This window comes from Marinobacter sp. L-80 (assembly GCF_056859395.1).
This window is the reverse complement of record NZ_JBSXOI010000076.1, coordinates 113573-131959: the sequence shown is the minus strand read 5'-3', so window position 1 is coordinate 131959 and position 18387 is coordinate 113573. Positions and strand designations below refer to the sequence as shown.

The following is an 18387-nucleotide window of genomic DNA, read 5'->3' as shown; positions in this document are numbered from 1 at the left end:
GGAACCAGAGCATGAAGTTTACCGGTACCGAGAAGTACGTAGCCACCGATGACCTGCAAATGGCCGTCAACGCAGCAATTGCGCTTCAGCGCCCGCTGTTGATCAAAGGCGAGCCGGGCACCGGGAAAACCCTGCTGGCGGAGGAAATGGCCGCCGGTCTGGGTATGAGGCTGATTCCGTGGCATATCAAGTCCACCACCAAGGCCCAACAGGGGCTCTACGAATACGATGCGGTTTCCCGTCTGAGGGACTCCCAGTTAGGTGATGAGAAGGTCAAGGACATCAGCAACTACATCGTCAAGGGCAAGCTCTGGGAGGCCTTCGAGGCGGACGAGCAGGTGGTTCTGCTGATCGATGAGATCGACAAGGCGGATATCGAATTCCCCAATGACCTTTTGCTGGAACTCGACCGGATGGAGTTCTTTGTCTATGAGACTCAAAAGTTGGTTAAGGCAAAGAAACGCCCGATCGTGGTGATCACCAGTAACAACGAAAAAGAACTGCCGGATGCCTTTCTGCGCCGGTGCTTCTTCCACTACATCAGCTTCCCGGACCATGACACCATGCAGAATATCGTGGACGTGCATTTCCCGGACTTGCAGCAGGAAATCGTTCGCGATGCTCTGGAAGTTTTCTTCGATGTGCGCAAGGTCCCGGGCCTCAAGAAGAAGCCGTCCACCTCGGAGCTGATTGACTGGCTGAAACTGCTGATGGCTGATGAGCTGTCGGCGAAAATGTTGCAGGAGAAGGATTCCAGTTCGGCGCTGCCGCCTCTTTATGGTGCTCTGGTGAAGAACGAGCAGGATGTTCACCTGTTGCAGAAGCTCGCGTTTATGGCCCGTCGCCGCAGCTGATTCTCGGCAAGATCATTGGCAAGAGTCACGTTTTATGTTGATTGAATTTTTTCTTGAAGTCCGGCGCGCACGGGTGCCTGCCAGTCTGAGGGAATTTCTGGACCTTCTGGAAGCCCTGCAGAAGCGGCTCGCCTTTGCGGACATGGAGGAATTCTATTACCTGTCCCGTCTTTGCCTGGTGAAGGACGAGCGCCACTTCGACAAGTTTGACCGTGCCTTCCAGGCTTACTTTGAAGGTATCGAGAACCTCGACGACCTGCTGGAAGCCCTGATTCCGGACGACTGGTTGAGGGCCGAGTTCGAGAAGCACCTGTCTGAGGAAGAGAAGGCCAAAATTGATTCTCTGGGAGGCCTTGAGGAGCTTATCGAGACCTTCAAGAAGCGAATGGAAGAGCAGGAAGAGCGCCACGCCGGTGGCAACAAATGGATCGGAACCGGCGGCACTTCACCATTCGGGGCGAACGGCTATAACCCCGAAGGCTTCCGTATTGGCCAGAAGAATGGCCGCCACGGCAGGGCCGTTAAAGTCTGGGAAAAACGCGAGTTCAAGGATCTGGACGACAGCGTGACTCTGGGCATACGGAACATCAAGGTGGCGCTGCGTCGGTTACGTAAGTTCGCCCGCCAGGGTGCGGCAGACCAGCTGGATATGGACGACACGATTCGTTCCACTGCCCGCAATGCCGGTTATCTGGATCTGAAGATGGTGCCCGAACGGCATAACGCTGTGAAAGTGCTGATCTTCTTCGATGTGGGCGGCTCCATGGACCCCCACGTTCGTGTCTGTGAGGAGCTGTTTTCGGCCGCACGGCTCGAATTCAAGCACATGGAATATTTCTATTTCCACAATTTCGTCTATGAAAGTGTCTGGAAAAACAATATCCGGCGGATGAATGAAACCACCAGCACCTGGGACATTCTTCACAAGTACACGCCCGACTACAAAGTGATCTTTGTCGGCGATGCGACCATGGCGCCTTACGAGATTTCCCATCCCGGTGGTTCAATTGAGCACTGGAACGAGGAAGCGGGCGCTACCTGGTTTCAACGTATCAATGAGCACTTCCGCAAGGTTGTCTGGATCAACCCGCTTCCGGAGAGTTACTGGGGTAACGGAGGTTCGTTGGGAATGACCAAACAGCTCGTCAACGACCACATGTATCCGCTGACCGTCGAGGGCCTTGAGTCGGCCATGAAACAGCTGAGTAAATAAAAAAAGCCGATGCGGTTGAGGGCATCGGCAAAGCTCGGCATATCAAGCGGGGTTGCCCGAAGGCACGCCCGCCGCTTTCCAGCGAGCAAATACGGGGCCAGTTGAATTAAAAGCTGCTAAAACAGTCGTTTAAAATTCAGCTTATCCGATTAGGTTTTATTTTGCTCCGATAACTCTCTTCACCCTGTCAAATAAGTCGACACTCTTCTCAATTTTTAACTGCCGGACTCGCGTTTTTCATTTGGTGATCTGGATACCGTTCTTGGCGGTTACCAAGTGTTACGCTTTCTGCCGATCTGTTACAGAAGTTTGCATGAGTTACAGAGGCTACAGGGCAGGAGGCTTATGTTCGGCACACAAAAATCACAAAGGCGCCGGATAGCACACAAAAGGTTAGTTCGCTTCGGTGCGGTGGTTCTGTCATTGCTGGCTGCCTCGGTGGCAGCCGCCGACGGGCTTGACGAGGAACTCGAACGCTTGAGTGCCGAAGTCGCCAGTCATTCGGAGCGCGTCTTCGCCCTTGAACAGAAGGTCCTGCATCCAGCCAATACCCGACTGGCAGTTTTTCTGACACTTCAGAGCCGGGATGCCCTCGATCTTGATTCCGTCGAGCTGTTCGTCAATGGCCAGCCCGTGGCTTCGCACCTGTATTCCGATAGAGAGCGGGCCTCGCTTGAACGCGGCGGCATCCAGCAGTTGTTCACCGGGAACCTGGAAAACGGCGAGCATGAGTTGAAAACGGTGATTACCGCCCGCTCTGCCGATGATGATTTCGTACGGCGGGAATCCACCCATCGGTTCAGAAAACGCCCCGGAGTGCTCCGTTTGCAGATGAGCCTGGAAGCCCGGGCGCCCGATTACGAACCCCGGGTTTCATTCATGGAGTGGGAATAGGGCGCCATGATGTTCCGGGTCCTGCTGATTGTGTTGCCTCTGACTGTTTCCGGTTTTTCCGTGGCGGCCACCCCGGCAATGCCAGACGACGTCCTTTCCGGTCTCAAGCAATTCCGGCAGGCCGGAGAACTCGGCCTCGATCTTGGAGATGGGCGACAGCAAGCACTCTATGAAGATGCTGAGACGGCACGAACCGCGGGCCGCACTGATGAGGCCGGGCGAATCCTGGCCGGTATGAAAGAAGGCTACTGGGCGGCTCTGGGTTACCTCAATCTTGCCAGCGATTACGCGAAAACCGATCTTAACCCGGCCAGGGCGCTGGTTGCGCTGCGAGTGGCGTTAGCCATGTCCGACGGTGACGCCGATTCCGGGCGTAGCCAACATCTGAAGAATAATCTGCTGGTCCGCGCGGGCTACCTTGCCTACCAGCACGGCGAATTCGATAAAGCGATCGGCTTTCTGGAGAAGGTCGATCTCGACAGTTTCAACACGCCGCGGGCCCTTTACCTGCACGGCTTGGCGCTGACAGAAAAAGGCAATCACCGGGCCGCTATGCAGAGCTGGCATCGAGCGAGGAAATATCCTTTGGCCTACCCGGGAGTTGCCGACGCATGGATAGGGATGGGGCGCGGCTACGATCTCTCCGGCTATCTCGGGCAGGCTGGAGAAGCCTACCTTGCGGCCAACGCTGCGTTCGAGAGTGAACGGGTCACGCTTCGTAAACTTGCCGGCAAGATTCGCGAACAGGGCGCCTACAAAACCCTGGTGGAAGATGCCAGGGAGACCGGGGTTGACTGGTTTCTTGCCGACAGCCGCACCTTGACTCAACCGCGAATGGCCTATCTTCTTGGCTTCATGGAGGACCCTGGCGTCCAGAGGGCCGCAGGGCGGGTGGCAGCCCTTCGTTCGATGGCGGTAAAACTTGAACGCCACGGTCACGATTTGGAGGTGTTTCAGGGCGCTCTGAAAGAACAGCTGGTCGGCATCCATCAGCAGGAATCCAGGCAAAGCACCGCTGATCTTAATGCGCGGGGGGCGGAGCTCGGTGCACGGCTGCTGCGCCTCGCGGATAGCGCCGGTCCCGGCCAGCAAGCCCGTATCGAGGCTCTCCAGAAAACCCTGACGGATGCCCAGACCCGTTTGAGCCAGGTCCGGAGCAAGGCATCGGGGCAACCGGAAATCCTGGAACGGTTACGTCACTCTGCCGCTGCGCTGACAGAGCGCAACGAAGCGCTGTTAGTGTCTGCTCGTCAGTTGCTTGAAGCATCTGAGACGGCGTTGGACGATTTGGCTCTCGACTATGTCGAAGCCAGTGACCAGAAGATGGCCTTCGCACTGGACAAAACCGAACAGCAGATAGCTCACCTGTATGAATATCTCGCCCTTCAGAACCTGGAGGAGACCCAACCATGATCCGGCCGTTTCAGAGCTTCTGCCTTTCCTTACTGCTGGCAGCGCCGGCTGTGGCGCAGGAATCTTTTCGTGTGGAACTGGGCCGGGACGGCGAGACCATCGGGGATATGCGCCCGGTGTTCCTGACCTTTGAAAGCCGGCCGATGCCGGCCATCTCGCCTTCGGAAGTTGCTCGTCGTTACCATCGCCTGTTCCGGACATCCGACGAGCCAGAGGTCCGGATTGATGCCCTTAACCGCCTGAGTAATATCCGGGATCGTTCAGGTGAAGACATAGGGTTTTCTCCGGCTGAAGAGGAAAGGGTCTACAGTGAGGCGATCAGCAGTTACGAATCCATCCTTGCGCGCGGCTCCTATGGTGGGCGGCTGGATGAACTGCTTTACCAGATGGCCAAGGCCCATGCCCTGACAGGACAGCAGGATGCGTCTATCCAGAGGCTGAAACAGCTGGTGGGGCTCTACCCTGATTCCCCTTTGGTACCGGAGGCCCGGTTCCGGTTGGCGGAATCCGCCTTTGCTGCTGGCCAGTACGCTGAGGCAGAAAGCGGCTACCGGCAATTGATTGAATCCGGCGACAGCGAAGAGTTCAGCACCAAGGCCCGATACATGCTTGGCTGGAGCCAGTTCAAACAGGGCCCGTCTGCATGGAACAGGGCCGCAGGCACGTTTGTCGAGGTTCTGGACGAGTTTCTGCCGCAGGAACAGAGCCTTGCGTCGGTCAGTGAATCCAGTGTTGATACCATCGACGATACCTTCCGGGTGCTGGCATTGATGGCGGCCCGAAAGGGTGGGCCGGACACCCTCATTGCGTGGCTGGATAAGGCCCAGCCGCGCCCCTGGGAACACCTGTTGTTCGACCGGCTCGCGGATTATTACGCCATCCAGGGCGAGACCAGGGCCAGTGTTGCCGCTAACCGGGCCTTCATCGAGTCTTCCCCGAATCACCATTCCGTTCCCGCCTTTCGGTTGCAGGTGGTGGATGTCTGGCAAGGGGCGGGTGACGCGGAGCGGGTTCGTACGGCCCGGGCCCGATTCGTCCACAGCTATAGCCTGGATTCCGCCTTTGCCGGGCTGAATGGGAGCCAGCAGGACAAGTGGCGGAGCTTCAGCAGACGGCTGGCGGACTATCACTATGATTTGGGCGCCCGCTCGGCGGAACAGGGGCAGGTTGCAAACTCTGAGTCTGCCTTTGCACAGGCTGCCACTTACTATGAAGGATTGGCGCCCCGGGTTGCCCAGAGCGGTGAGGTCTTGCGCCTTGCCGGGGATGCCCGATTGCAGGCGGGCCACTTTCCGAAGGCGCTGGCGAACTTTCGCAAGGCTGCCTATGAGGCGCCCGGTTACAGTGAGGCAGCAGATGCTGCCTGGGCCGCCGTCACTCTGTTGCGAGACGGCATCGACCAGCAGTACGGGGCTGCAGCGTTCAGGCCTGGTCTGGAGGATCTTTCAGACGAAGCCGATCGTTTTAACGAGCGATACGCGGGTGATAACAGGGTTTCCGGCCTGATGGCGGATCTGGCTGCCCGTTGGCTTGCTGCCGGCGAGCATGAGCGGGGGTTGCACTATGCTTCGCAGGTTCTTACCGCCCCCGGGGCATCGCCGGCAGAGCAATACGCTGCTTGGCAGGTAACGGCCCGGATCCGCCAGAAAGAGGGCGATTATGGACTGGCGGAACGCGCGTGGAATCAGGCGCTGGATCTTGCCGAGAGCGATCAGCTCAAGGATGTAAACGGCGACCAGCTGGCGGCCATTCGCAGGCAACTGGCGACGGCCGTTTATCGCCAGGGGGAAGTGGCAGCATCCCAGGGCAGGCTCGGAGAGGCTGTGGGTCATTTCCGGCGGGTTGATTCAGTGTTACCCGGCTCCGAAATCGCCATCCGGGCCCGTTACGACGCCGCCAATACCTTGCTCAAGGCATCGGACTGGACAGCCGCTGTTGTCGACCTGCAAGAGTTCCGCACCGACCACCCGCAACATGATCTGACTGCGGGTATCAGTGAAAAGCTGGTACACGCCTGGATTCAGTCCGATAAACCCACCCGGGCGGCATCCGAATTGCTGCAGGCCGCTGAAAATCATGCCACCCCCTGGCAATTGCGGCTGCGGGCTTCGGAATTGCTGAATGAGGCCGGCAATGTAGCGGAGCGGAATGCCCTGTACAGGGACTATCTTGCTACCGGCCCGAAGGCTGGCGACGGATCTGAACATGAGCGCCTGCAGACCTTCCGTTATCGCCTGACAGAAACTGGTGACGATCCGGATCACTGGCGAGAAGCACTGGTGCAGTCAGAACTGGGCAGCGCCTGGCACAGTGCCGACACCCTTGAGTGGGCATCCCGGTCTTCTCTGGTGCTTGGCGCCCGTGCGGCTGCCGCGTTTACCAGCATCAGCCTGAGTAAGCCTCTGGAACAATCTCTGGCGCGCAAGCAGAAGGCACTGGAAACCGCTCGACAGCGATTCCTGGACGCCGAAGCCCTCGGCGGCGAGCGCGTTCTGTCTGAATCGTTGTTTCGCCGGGCAGAGCTCTACCGGGGCCTGGCCAAAGACCTGATGACGTCAGCCGTACCTTCGGACCTGAATGAGCTTGAGGCCATGCAGTACCAGATGCTGCTTGAAGAAGAAGCGTATCCCTTCGAAGAGAAGGCCATTCAACTGCACACGGAAAACCACCGCCGGATTACATCGGAGGGCTATGACGCCTGGATAGGTCGAAGCCTTGGCGTTCTTGCGGAACTGCACCCGGGACGCTACGAGCGGAGTGTCAAATGGCTCAGCTGGAACATGGAGTCTAACGATGGGGTGTAATCCGTTACGTAAAGAAGGGCTGCGTTGGGCATTCCTGCTGCTGGTGTTTCTCACCGGTTGTGCCGGTCAGGAAGTCCGGCAGCCACAGGAGCCGGTCAAAGCCGATCCGGAAATGGCGGCAAGCTTTGAAAAGGAAGGGCGCAAGGCCTTCGAAGAAGGTCGCAAAGGTGCAGCGGCGAAAGCCTGGCAGAAAGCCGTGGAATTGGACCCCACCAATGCCGTGACCGTGAACAATCTGGCGCTGGTCCTGAAGGATCAGTACCGGTTCGCCGAAGCCGTGAAATTACTGGAAACAGGCATTTCCCATTCACCGGATGTAGCGGAGCTGCATTTCAATCTGGCGGTGATTGCCGAACTCTATCTGCTGGATCTGAAAACAGCCCTCACGCACTACAACCGGTACCGGGAACTGACCAAAGCAGACGACCAGGAGGTGGCCGGGTGGATTGCGGACCTGGAAAGGAGGCTGGAATAAATGATTGGTAGCCGGAAAACCTCTAAAAACCTCTTTAACGCGCTGCTGTTGGCAGGCCTTCAGGTGTTGTTCGTCAACCAGGCGCAGGCGGATCAGGATGACACTCTCAGGCTCAGTGTTGAGGGCCTGTCTGCAAGTCTTGGCGAAGACGAGCCCCGGGTACTTTACATATTGCCCTGGCAGGCGCCGAGCCTGCCACGACGGCCAAGGGCAGATCTGCATGACGAGGCGCCGGAACTGGTCCGTCCGGCTGACCCGGTCGCCCTGGAGCGGCACCGTCTGTTTCGCGAAAACCTCAACCCTCTGATCCTGAGTCCCCTCGGAGACTCAGCAGTGACTGCGAAGTAATAACGGGAGAACAAGCATGCTGGACACTATCGTACGTTTTTTCCAGGAAGGCGGGCCCTTCATGTACCCCATTGCCATCGTACTGGCGTTGGGGCTGGCCATCACTCTGGAACGGTTCTTTTATCTTTCGGCGGTGCGGCGGCGTAACCGGGTTGCCTTTGAGCGAGGCATCCTGCCGCTGCTGAGAAAACGGGACTATCAGCGGGCGATGAAAGCTGCCACCAACTCCGACAGCGCTATTGCCTCGATCATGGGCGCCGGCATTGGCCGGTTGCTCAGCAACAGCCGGCGAGAGGATATCGAGTACGCCATGGAAGAGGGCCTGATGGAAGTGCTGCCGCGCCTGGAAAAACGCACCCAGTACCTCGCGACCCTGGCCAATATCGCCACGCTGCTCGGCCTTTTGGGAACCATTATTGGTCTTATTGCTGCGTTTACCGCCGTGGCGGCGGCAGATCCCTCCCAGAAGGCAACCCTGCTGTCAGAAAGTATCTCCGTGGCCATGAACACGACGGCCTTCGGCCTGATGTCGGCGATCCCGTTGCTCATGTTCCACGCGGTACTGCAGACCCGCACCAACGAGATTGTGGACAGTTTCGAAATGGCCGGGGTGAAGTTGCTGAACATTGTGTCTGAACCATGAGACGCCGTCACCGCAGGTTAAGTAGTTCTCCGGAGCTGGATATCACCGCCTTTCTCAATCTCATGATTGTGCTGGTACCCGTCCTGTTGCTTGGCATGGTGTTCAGCCAGGTCCGGATGATCGAGCTGAATTTTCCGGGAATGGATGCCGGGCAGGCGCCGGATGCTAAAGAGTTCCGGCTCGTGGTTACTCTGATTCCGGAAGGTATCGAGATCGCCGACAGCGACCGCGGTCTGATCCAGGCGCTGCCCGTGGGCGAGGAAGGGCAGGATTTCGAGAACCTTCGTCAGGTACTTAGGCAGATAAAAACCCGTGTGCCGGATAAAACTGACCTGGTGCTGGAAGTCGGACCGGACATCGATTACCAGACACTGGTTACTGCCATGGATACCGTCCGCTCTTATCCGGCGGTAGTTGCGGCCAGCGTGGTTGAGGGGGAGCTGTTTCCCGATGTTTCGCTGATGGATGCACCTGAAGACCGGAAGCTTGCCGCAAACGCCAGGGCCGAATCAGGGGAGGGCGCATGAGAACGTCCCGAAAGGCGAAAAGAATTCGTCGGCATTACGGCCGGATGCACAAGCCCGGGGGCCTGAACCTGGTGTCGCTGATGGACATCTTTACCATCCTGGTCTTTTTCCTGATGGTGAATTCCTCGGATGTGAAAGTGATGCAGAACACCGCAGACGTGCCTTTGCCAAAGTCCACGGCTCAACAGGAGGCGGTTGAGAGCCTGACAGTCCAGGTAACGGCCAATGCCATTCTGGTCCAGGGCAGCGAAGTGGCAAGACTGGATGGCATCGAGACCAGTGACACCTATATCGCCGGTCTGTCGGAAGAGCTTTCCTGGCGCCGCAACCGCTGGTCTGAAGTTCCCGAGGAGGGGCTTGAAGTAACCATTATGGCCGGCCGGGATACCGATTACCGATTGCTTCGCAAGGTCATGCAGACCTGTGTTGATGAACAATATCGACAGGTGCGCCTCGCAGTGGAAGGGGAGGTCCGTAATGGCTGATAACGGATATTCCCCTGCGACGGGTTCGGGGCTGCCATGGAGTCGTGATCTCGGCGAGAGTCGAAGATTTACGGGTATTGTATTGTTGATGCTGGCGCTGTTTTTGCCACCGGCGTTCCTGATCCCAATGCTGGATGTACCGGAGGTTGAGCGCAGCGAGGCCGAGAAGGTTCGTCCCCGGCTGGCGCGGCTGGTGGAGAAGCCTAAACCGATTGTGCCACCGGAGCCAGTTCAGCCCGAGCCAGAACCTGAGCCAGAACCGGAAGTGAAGGAAGCGAAGAAAGAAAAACCAAAGCAGCCGGAACCGAAAGTTGCCAGGGTTGAACCCGACCCTGTGCCTGCCCCAAAACCAGAATCCGAACCTCAGGCCGTATCCGAGCCGAAGCCCAAGCAGACCACCGAGCAAGCCAGGGAAAAAGCGTCCCGCTCCGGGCTGCTGGCCATGAGAGACAAGCTGGCTTCACTCAGGTCGCCTGAACCCACACCAGCCCGTGAGTTTGCGGTCAACACACAGTCGGAGGCGGCCGAAGCAACGAAATCGCGCGAGGATTCTCAGCAAGTCCTCAGTGGAAGCGGTGGTGTGGAGGACGCTCCGGCGCCGGAAACCACTGTCGCTGTGGCTGAGCATGAGGTCAAAACGGTTGATGCGCCCGAGGAAGAATCCCGAAAAGTGGCCGCCAGGCCGGCAAAGGTCGAGCCATCGGTTGGCGAGCGGGCAATGAGTAATATCCGGCAAGTATTCGATGCCCAGAAAACGGCACTCTATTCCATGTACCGGCGGGAGCTTCGGCAGGATCCGACCCTCAAGGGCAAGGTGTTGTTGGAGCTGGTAATCGAACCGGATGGCTCGGTGTCTGCCTGTGAGGTGGTCAGCTCAGAGCTCGAGCACCCCACGCTGGAACAGCGGATTGCAATGCGCGTGCGGCTGTTCAATTTCGGGGCTGACAATGTTGAGGCCCGGAAGGTCAGATTTCCGATTGATTTCCTGCCCGGCTGATAACTTGATCGGGCAGCCAGCGAGGGACTGCCCGACACGGCGAGCTTAGTTTTCGATGGTGATTTTCGGCAACCGGGGTTTGTGCAGACACACTTTCTCCGATGGCGCGATGACCTTCGCTTCCCCGATGACCACCTTCTGATCGTTCTGATTACGTACGTCGCACTCGACCACGACCCGGCCTTTCGGTTCCTTGCGGAGGATTTTCAACTGAACGGTGAGGGTGTCGTCCAGTTTCACCGGCCGCTTGAAAGACAGGCTCTGGTCCAGGTAGATGGTACCGGGGCCCGGCATGACCGTTGCCAACGCCGCCGAGATCAGGGAGCCGCTCCACATACCATGGGCAATCCGATCCTTGAACATGGAGCCGGCTGCAAATTCGGAGTCCAGGTGTACCGGGTTTACATCACCGGAGACCGCCGCAAACAGCACCAGTTCGTCCTCGGTGAGGGTGCGCGTAAAGGTGGCGGTGTCGCCCTCGTTCAGCTCGTCGTAGGTGATATTTTCCAGGGTATCAAGGGTATCGCTCATCGCGTGCTCCGCACTGTTGTCATTTGAGTACAGGTGTTCGGGTAAGAGTCTCGAAAACTACCTCATCGGTTACAAAACTGCTATTCTCTCCCCACTTTTTTGAGGCTGATACCTTTGTAGGGTTGATTTTCTGATCAACCTGACATCGGTAAATCATTACAATCAAAAGCGCCAAACAGGAGATGGTGATGGATTTTGAGCAGTTCTATCAGGATAAATACCCCGCCGGCGTGCCCCGTGAGGTGGACCTGAACAAGTACAAAAGCATGGTGGATGTATTCGAGCAGTCGGTCAAAAAGTTTGCCGACCGTCCCGCATTCAGTGCTGTTGGCGCAACTCTCACTTACCGTGACCTCGACACCCAGAGCCGTAACTTTGCGGCCTGGCTTCAGAACAAGACAGACCTGAAGCCCGGCGACCGTATTGCCGTACAAATGCCCAACGTAAGCCAGTACCCGGTTGTTGTGTTTGGTGCCATGCGGGCTGGCCTGATTGTGGTGAATACCAACCCGCTGTATACCACGCGGGAAATGGAACACCAGTTCAACGATTCCGGCGCCAAGGCCCTGGTGGTGCTGGCCAACATGGCGGATAACGCGGAGAAGGTGCTGCCTCATACCGGCATCGAGCACGTGATTGTTACCGAAATAGCGGATATGCACTCGCCGATCAAGCGCACCCTGATGAATGCCGTGGTCAAGCACGTCAAGAAGATGGTGCCGCCGTTCAATATTCCCCAGGCGCACAAGCTTCCGGCAGTCCTGAGTGCCGGCGCCCGTGAAAAATTCACCCCGGTTGAGTGCAAGCAGGACGATATCGCCGTACTCCAGTATACCGGTGGGACCACCGGTGTGGCCAAAGGCGCAATGCTGACCCACGGTAACCTGGTCGCTAACCTGCTGCAGACCCGTCCGATGATGGAAGACATGGTGGTTGAGGGACAGGAAGTGGTGATTGCGCCCCTGCCGCTGTACCACATTTATTCCTTTACCCTGAACTGCGGCATCATGCTTGAGGCGGGCGCCCACAATGTCTTGATTCCGAATCCGCGGGATATCCCGGGCTTTGTAAAAGAGCTGAAAAACCACAAGTTCACCGCCTTCCTCGGCCTGAACACCCTGTTTGTTGCGCTTTGCAACAACGAAGAGTTTCAGGCTCTGGACTTCAGCGGCCTGAAGCTGACCTCCTCGGGCGGCATGGCGCTGACAAGCGACACTGCCAAGATGTGGGAGCGGGTCACTGGATGTGAGATCTGCGAGGGCTTCGGTATGACCGAAACGTCCCCGGTTGTGACCTTCAACCCCCACAGCGCCATTCAGATCGGCACCATCGGCCTTCCGATTCCGTCTACAGTGGTTAAAACCCTGGATGAAGAAGGCAATGAAACGCCTCTTGGCGAGCCCGGCGAGCTGTGCGTGAAGGGCCCGCAGGTTATGCGCGGTTACTGGCAGCGCCCTGAGGATACCCAGAAGTCCTTCACCGAGGACGGCTATCTGCGCACCGGGGACATTGCCCTGATTCAGGAAGACGGCTATATCCGTATTGTCGATCGCAAGAAAGACATGATCATTGTCTCTGGCTTCAACGTGTTCCCGAATGAGATCGAAGATGTGGTCAGCAGCCATCCGAAAGTGGTCGAGTGCGCCGCGGTTGGCGTTCCCGATGCCAAGAGTGGTGAGGCGGTCAAGGTTTACCTGGTGCCGACGGCTGAAGGCGTGACGGAAAACGAGCTCAAGGAGTTTTGTCGCGAGCGGCTAACCGCCTACAAGGTTCCCAAGAAATTCGAGTTCCGGGACGAGCTGCCCAAGACAAATGTGGGCAAGATCCTGCGCCGTGAACTGCGGGACGAGGCGAACAATAAGTAAGCCTTCCTGGCAGTGGATCAAGGAAAACCCCGCTTCGGCGGGGTTTTTCCGTTTTTAAGACACCGACTTTCCCGATAGACTGTCGCCCAATCGAATCCGAGTGAGCGCTATTCCGGCAATTCAATGACAGAAACCCGTTCCGATACTCCGAGCACACCGAAACCCAAGCCCGATGGCGAAGCCGCTGTTAGAGCGATGATGGAGCAGCTGGACGCCTGCAATCAGCAGGAAGCCGCCCGCATTGTGAAAACGGTGGCCCGTACCAAGGGCAAACCGGGCCAGAAAGACCTGGAGAAAATGGCCAGCTGGCTGGAGCGCGGGCTTGAAAAGGTTCAGCAACGCCATGCCCTGCACAAGCCGGCCAGCTTCCCCGAGGGCCTTCCGGTCTCCGAGCGTGTGGATGATATCCGTGAGGCCATCGAAAACCATCAGGTGGTAATCATTGCGGGTGAGACCGGTTCTGGCAAAACCACCCAGATACCCAAAATCTGCATGAACAGTGGCCGTGGTATTCGTGGCCTGATCGGTCATACCCAGCCCCGGCGGATCGCCGCCCGCAGTGTGGCTGCCCGTATTGCCGAGGAGATAGGTGAGCAGACCGGTCAGCAGATCGGGTATCAGGTTCGTTTTACCGATAACACCTCCGAGCAATCCCGTGTAAAGGTGATGACCGACGGCATCCTGCTGGCGGAGGTTCAGCACGACCGGTTTCTGGACCGGTACGATACGATCATCATCGATGAAGCCCACGAGCGCAGTCTCAACATCGATTTTCTGCTGGGCTACCTGCGCCAGCTTTTGCCCAAACGCCCGGATCTGAAGGTCATCATCACGTCGGCCACCATTGAGGTCGAGCGCTTCAGCGAGTTCTTCGACAAGGCGCCCGTGATCGAGGTGAGCGGGCGAACCTATCCGGTGGACGTGCGCTATCGGCCACTGACTGGAGATGAAGACGACCGGGATCAGGGTTGGACGGATGGCGTGCTGGGTGCCCTTGATGAAATCGAGCAGCACGAACGCAGCCAGAAACAGCCGCCTGGAGATATTCTGGTTTTTCTGCCCGGCGAGCGCGAGATCCGCAACCTAAGCAAGGTTCTTCGCCACGTCGACCTGCGCCATACCGAAGTGCTTCCGCTGTATTCCCGATTGAGCAACGCCGAGCAGAATCGGGTTTTCCAGTCCCACAAGGGGCGACGGATCGTGTTATCCACCAACGTGGCGGAGACCTCGCTGACGGTGCCGGGTATTCGATACGTGATCGATACCGGTGTTGCCCGGATCAGTCGTTACAGCGTGCGCTCGAAGATCCAGCGCCTGCCGGTGGAACCCATTTCCCAGGCGAGCGCCAACCAGAGGGCTGGCCGTTGCGGTCGTGTGGCACCGGGCATCTGCTTTCGGCTATACGACGAAACCGATTTTATCAACCGACCGGAATACACCGATCCGGAAATCCTGCGAACCAACCTGGCGTCCGTCATTCTGCAGATGGCTACTTCAGGTTTGGGGGAGATTCGCCAGTTCCCATTTCTTGAGGCGCCGGATAAGCGCCAGGTAAACGACGGCTACAAGCTCCTTGAAGAGTTGGGCGCGGTGGATGACAAACGCCGCGTCACCCGCCTTGGTCGAACCATGGCACGGCTGCCTCTTGACCCGCGCCTGGCCAGGATGCTGGTCACCGCCGCAGAGCTGGGCAGTCTTTCGGAAACGCTGGTGATCATTGCCGGGCTGAGTATTCAGGACCCCCGGGAACGCCCCCAGGACAAGCAGCAGGCTGCGGATCAGGCCCACGCGCCTTTCAATGACAAAGAATCCGATTTTCTGACGCTACTGAATGTCTGGAACTTCTACGAAGAACAGCGTCAGGAATTGTCCCAGAATCAGCTCAAAAAGGTCTGCCAGAAGAGTTTCCTGAGTTGGATGCGGATGCGGGAATGGCGGGACATCCATCGCCAGCTCACGTTGATCTGCCGGGAACAAAAGCTGGCGGTCAACAAGGATGCCGCCAGTTACGAAGCGCTGCACAAGGCGATTCTGGCGGGTCTCCTGGGCCAGGTGGCGGTGAAAGTGGAGAAAAAGGAATACCTCGCAACACGAAACCGCAAAGTCCTGATCTTTCCCGGTTCGAAGGTCGCCAAGACTGGCCCGAAATGGATTGTGGCCACCGAGATCGTGGAGACCAGTCGGGTGTTCGCCCGGGTGGTGGCCTCCATTCAACCGGAGTGGATTGAGCCCCTGGCCGGACATATCGTCAAGCACCACTACTTTGAGCCCCACTGGGAGCAGAAGCGGGCCCAGGTGATGGGCTATGAAAAGGTGACCCTTTACGGCCTCGATATCGTGGCCAAGCGCCGCATTCCTTACGCCAAGGTGGATCCGGCGGAATGCCGAAATCTGTTTATCCGGCGAGCCCTGGTGGAGGGGGATTACCGATCAAAGGCGCCTTTTATCGCCCGCAACAGGGAAATGCTCGACACGGTTGAGAATCTGGAGAAGAAGACCCGGCGGCGTGACCTGCTCGTTGACGATGAAGTGCTGGTGGCCTTCTATGATGAACGCCTGCCTGCCGACATCATCAGTGGCCGGCACTTCGAGACCTGGTGGAAGGGGCTCCCGGCGGAGCAGTTGAAGCAACTTGAGCTGACGGAATCCGACATTCTTCAGCGCCCGGTTGATGCCAAGGCCGCTGACCTGTACCCGGACTATCTGGAGTGGGAGGGTGTTCGTTACCCGCTGAGCTATGAGTTCGAACCCACCAGTGAAAAGGACGGCGTTACGCTTCAGGTGCCCTTGATGGCGCTCAAGCAGATACCGTCCCGTCGCCTGGAATGGCTGGTGCCGGGACTGTTGAGGGAGAAGTGCATTGCCCTGGTGAAATCCCTGCCCAAGGCATTGCGCCGTAACTTTGTTCCTGTGCCTGATTTTGTAGACGCGGCCCTCGAGAACCTGCAGCCCTCCAACGAACCGTTAACGCTTCAACTGGGCGAGCAGTTGCGACGGATGACCGGTGTACAGATTGATCCGGAGGCCTGGTCGGAATCGGAATTGCCAAAGCACCTCAGGATGAACCTGCGTGTCATGGGTGACGGCGGTCGAACCATTGCCGAGAGTCGCGAGACGACCGATTTGCAGCATCAACTTGAGGGTCAGGCGGAGCAGGCGCTGGAGTCGGCGACAAAAGATGATTCGCGGGCGGAACCGGTTGGCGAGTACACCGACTGGCGGTTCGGAGCGTTGCCCGAACAGGTCCAGACCGAAAAGGGCGGCATGCAGGTGACCGTCTATCCCGCGCTGGAGGATCTGGGTAAGCAGGTGCGCCAGATACGTTGTCTTGATCGGCTGACTGCTGAAGATACCACCCGGAAGGCTATCGCCCGCCTGATTCTGAACCGGTTCGGCAGGACGCTCGATGACCTGGAGCGGAAGCTTCCCCGGTTTAAACAGTCTGCGCTGATGTTTGCTCCTGTAGGCCAGTCGAAAGTGTTGCTGGATGACCTGTTGCTGGCAACGGCCATGCAGCACTTTCTCCCGGAGGGTGTTCCGAGGACAGCAGAGGACTTCGACCGTGTGTTTGACGCTCACCGGGGCGACTTCATCCCGGCTCTGGAGCAGGCAGACGAGCGGTTGTATCAGGCCATGTCCGGTTACCAGAAAGTGGCGAAGCAGTTGAAAGGCAAAATCAATCTGGCCCTCGCCAACAGCATGGCCGATCTGAAATTTCAGCTACAGAACCTTGTCTATCCCGGATTTCTGGTGGAAACACCGCCTGAGTGGCTGGCGGAATTCGGGCGTTACTTCGAGGCGGCTCTGATTCGGCTGGAGAAAATGTCCCGGGAAATGGGCCGGGAGCGGGAGTTTCTTCACACCATTGAGCCGCTCTGGTCCCGCTACGCGGTGAAGCGGGACGAACAACAGCGGCAGGGGACCCGGGATCCTGAATTGGTGTTGTACCGCTGGATGCTGGAGGAGTTCCGGGTGTCGTTCTTTGCCCAGCAACTGGGCACGGTGATGACCGTGTCGGTGAAACGTCTGGACCGGCAGTGGGAAAAAACCAGAGTCTGAGAAAGGCAGACTGCACCAATCCGGTGCTACTGACTGATAGCCGACGGGCAAAACCCCGATACTGTGTTAGTATTTCTGGCAGTAGGTCAATGAACGAATCAGACGGGACGCCAGTCATCCCGTTTTCACAATCATGACGTGGGGTTAGCGTGATTAAAGCCGTTATTAGCGGGACCGGTCTCTACACACCGCCAGCAACCATTGATAATGACGAACTGGTCGAAGCCTTCAACCAGTACGTTGAACTGTTCAACGCGGAGAACGCAGACGCCATCGCCAATGGCGATGTGACGCCGCTGCAGCCATCGTCCTCCTCGTTTATCGAGAAAGCGTCCGGCATCAAGCGCCGACATGTGATCGACAAGGATGGCATTCTCGATCCCAAACGCATGAAGCCCTATATTCCCGATCGCAGCAACGAGGAGCCCTCGGTGCAATGCGAAATGGCTGTGACTGCTTGCCGTGAGGCCCTTGAGCAGGCGGGTAAGTCGGCACAGGATGTCGATGCCGTGATCGTTGCCTGTTCCAACCTGCAACGGGCCTATCCGGCAGTTTCTATCGAAGTTCAGGAAGCGCTGGGTATCGACGGGTTTGCCTACGATATGAACGTGGCGTGCAGCTCCGCTACGTTCGGCCTTCAGGCGGCCGTCAATTCCGTCGAGAATGGCAGTGCCCGTTCCGTTCTGGTGGTCAGCCCGGAAATCTGTTCGGGCCACCTGAATTTCCGGGACCGGGACAGTCACTTTATTTTTGGTGACGCCTGCACAGCCATTCTGGTTGAGCGCGAAGAAGATACCCGTGAGGGGCAGGGGTTCGAGATCCTCGGTACCAGCCTGAAAACCAAGTTTTCCAACAACATCCGGAACAATTTCGGTTTTCTGAACCGCGCCGATGATTCCGGTGTTGGTAAACCCGACAAGCTCTTCGTTCAGCAGGGTCGCAAGGTGTTCAAGGAGGTGTCGCCGCTGGTTGCCGAGACCATCCAGAAACAGCTGCAAAGCCTGTCCCTCTCGCCGGATGATCTCCGTCGCATGTGGCTGCACCAGGCCAACCTGAACATGAATCAGCTGATTGCCCGCAAGGTACTGGGTCGCGATGCCACTGAGGAAGAGGCACCGGTGATTCTGGATGAGTACGCAAACACCAGCTCTGCCGGTTCGATCATCGCCTTCCACAAAAACAAGGATGACCTTGTCAGTGGTGATCTGGGGGTAATCTGTTCTTTCGGGGCAGGTTATTCCATCGGCAGCGTGGTGGTTCGCCGCCGATAGGAGTGAGC

15 protein-coding genes are annotated in these 18387 nt (G+C 57.7%); 14 read left to right on the top strand and 1 reads right to left on the bottom strand.

The genetic code is table 11. From position 1 onward, the window contains the following. Positions 1 to 11: 11 nt before the first annotated feature. The 11 genes from AC13E3_RS19235 to AC13E3_RS19185 all read left to right on the top strand — a co-directional run bounded on the left by AC13E3_RS19235 (position 12) and on the right by AC13E3_RS19185 (position 10653). Positions 12 to 854, top strand: a complete 843-nt coding sequence (locus AC13E3_RS19235; protein ID WP_482902360.1) for an AAA family ATPase — start codon at positions 12 to 14, stop codon at positions 852 to 854. A gap of 34 nt (positions 855 to 888) precedes the next feature. Beyond that, positions 889 to 2067 carry a vWA domain-containing protein gene (locus tag AC13E3_RS19230; protein WP_482902359.1) on the top strand — a complete coding sequence of 393 codons (1179 nt, stop codon included), beginning with the start codon at positions 889 to 891 and terminating at the stop codon, positions 2065 to 2067. Positions 2068 to 2412: 345 nt separating this feature from the next. Continuing rightward, on the top strand, positions 2413 to 2961 hold the full coding sequence (locus AC13E3_RS19225; protein WP_482902358.1) for an AraC family transcriptional regulator: 549 nt from the start codon (positions 2413 to 2415) through the stop codon (positions 2959 to 2961). Between the two features lie 6 nt (positions 2962 to 2967). Then, positions 2968 to 4374, top strand: a complete 1407-nt coding sequence (locus tag AC13E3_RS19220; RefSeq protein ID WP_482902357.1) for a tetratricopeptide repeat protein — start codon at positions 2968 to 2970, stop codon at positions 4372 to 4374. Then, positions 4371 to 7178, top strand: coding sequence for a tetratricopeptide repeat protein (locus tag AC13E3_RS19215; RefSeq protein WP_482902356.1), 2808 nt, complete (start codon positions 4371 to 4373; stop codon positions 7176 to 7178). Before AC13E3_RS19220 ends, AC13E3_RS19215 begins: the two co-directional genes overlap by 4 nt. After that, positions 7168 to 7653, top strand: a complete 486-nt coding sequence (locus AC13E3_RS19210) for a tetratricopeptide repeat protein (RefSeq protein ID WP_008171831.1) — start codon at positions 7168 to 7170, stop codon at positions 7651 to 7653. The genes AC13E3_RS19215 and AC13E3_RS19210 overlap by 11 nt, the downstream gene beginning before the upstream one ends. Next, positions 7654 to 8001 carry a hypothetical protein gene (locus tag AC13E3_RS19205; RefSeq protein ID WP_288365455.1) on the top strand — a complete coding sequence of 116 codons (348 nt, stop codon included), beginning with the start codon at positions 7654 to 7656 and terminating at the stop codon, positions 7999 to 8001. Between the two features lie 16 nt (positions 8002 to 8017). Further along, entirely contained in the window at positions 8018 to 8644 is a 627-nt protein-coding gene (locus AC13E3_RS19200; RefSeq protein ID WP_053115389.1) for a MotA/TolQ/ExbB proton channel family protein, read from the top strand. Next, positions 8641 to 9171: a biopolymer transporter ExbD gene (locus AC13E3_RS19195; RefSeq protein WP_482902355.1), complete on the top strand. Its 531-nt coding sequence runs from the start codon at positions 8641 to 8643 to the stop codon at positions 9169 to 9171. Before AC13E3_RS19200 ends, AC13E3_RS19195 begins: the two co-directional genes overlap by 4 nt. Continuing rightward, complete coding sequence (locus AC13E3_RS19190) at positions 9168 to 9656, top strand: ExbD/TolR family protein (protein WP_405419934.1); 489 nt, start codon at positions 9168 to 9170, stop codon at positions 9654 to 9656. Before AC13E3_RS19195 ends, AC13E3_RS19190 begins: the two co-directional genes overlap by 4 nt. Beyond that, positions 9649 to 10653 (top strand): AgmX/PglI C-terminal domain-containing protein, encoded by a 1005-nt coding sequence (locus AC13E3_RS19185; RefSeq protein ID WP_482902354.1) that lies wholly within the window; start codon positions 9649 to 9651, stop codon positions 10651 to 10653. The genes AC13E3_RS19190 and AC13E3_RS19185 overlap by 8 nt, the downstream gene beginning before the upstream one ends. Before the next feature lie 45 nt (positions 10654 to 10698). On the opposite strand, the gene AC13E3_RS19180 is transcribed toward AC13E3_RS19185, so the two are convergent. After that, the gene (locus AC13E3_RS19180) at positions 10699 to 11184 is read right to left on the bottom strand and encodes a MaoC/PaaZ C-terminal domain-containing protein (protein ID WP_008171821.1); all 486 of its coding nucleotides are present in this window, start codon (positions 11182 to 11184) and stop codon (positions 10699 to 10701) included. A gap of 188 nt (positions 11185 to 11372) precedes the next feature. Here AC13E3_RS19180 and AC13E3_RS19175 point away from each other — a divergent pair, with 188 nt between their 5' ends. The 3 genes from AC13E3_RS19175 to AC13E3_RS19165 all read left to right on the top strand — a co-directional run bounded on the left by AC13E3_RS19175 (position 11373) and on the right by AC13E3_RS19165 (position 18379). Continuing rightward, positions 11373 to 13049 (top strand): AMP-binding protein, encoded by a 1677-nt coding sequence (locus AC13E3_RS19175; RefSeq protein WP_482902353.1) that lies wholly within the window; start codon positions 11373 to 11375, stop codon positions 13047 to 13049. A 123-nt stretch (positions 13050 to 13172) separates the two neighbouring features. After that, positions 13173 to 17108, top strand: a complete 3936-nt coding sequence (gene hrpA / locus AC13E3_RS19170; protein WP_482902352.1) for an ATP-dependent RNA helicase HrpA — start codon at positions 13173 to 13175, stop codon at positions 17106 to 17108. Positions 17109 to 17257: 149 nt separating this feature from the next. Further along, a complete protein-coding gene (locus AC13E3_RS19165) occupies positions 17258 to 18379 on the top strand; it encodes a beta-ketoacyl-ACP synthase III (RefSeq protein ID WP_482902351.1) in 1122 nt (373 codons plus the stop codon). The last annotated feature ends 8 nt before the right edge of the window (positions 18380 to 18387 follow it).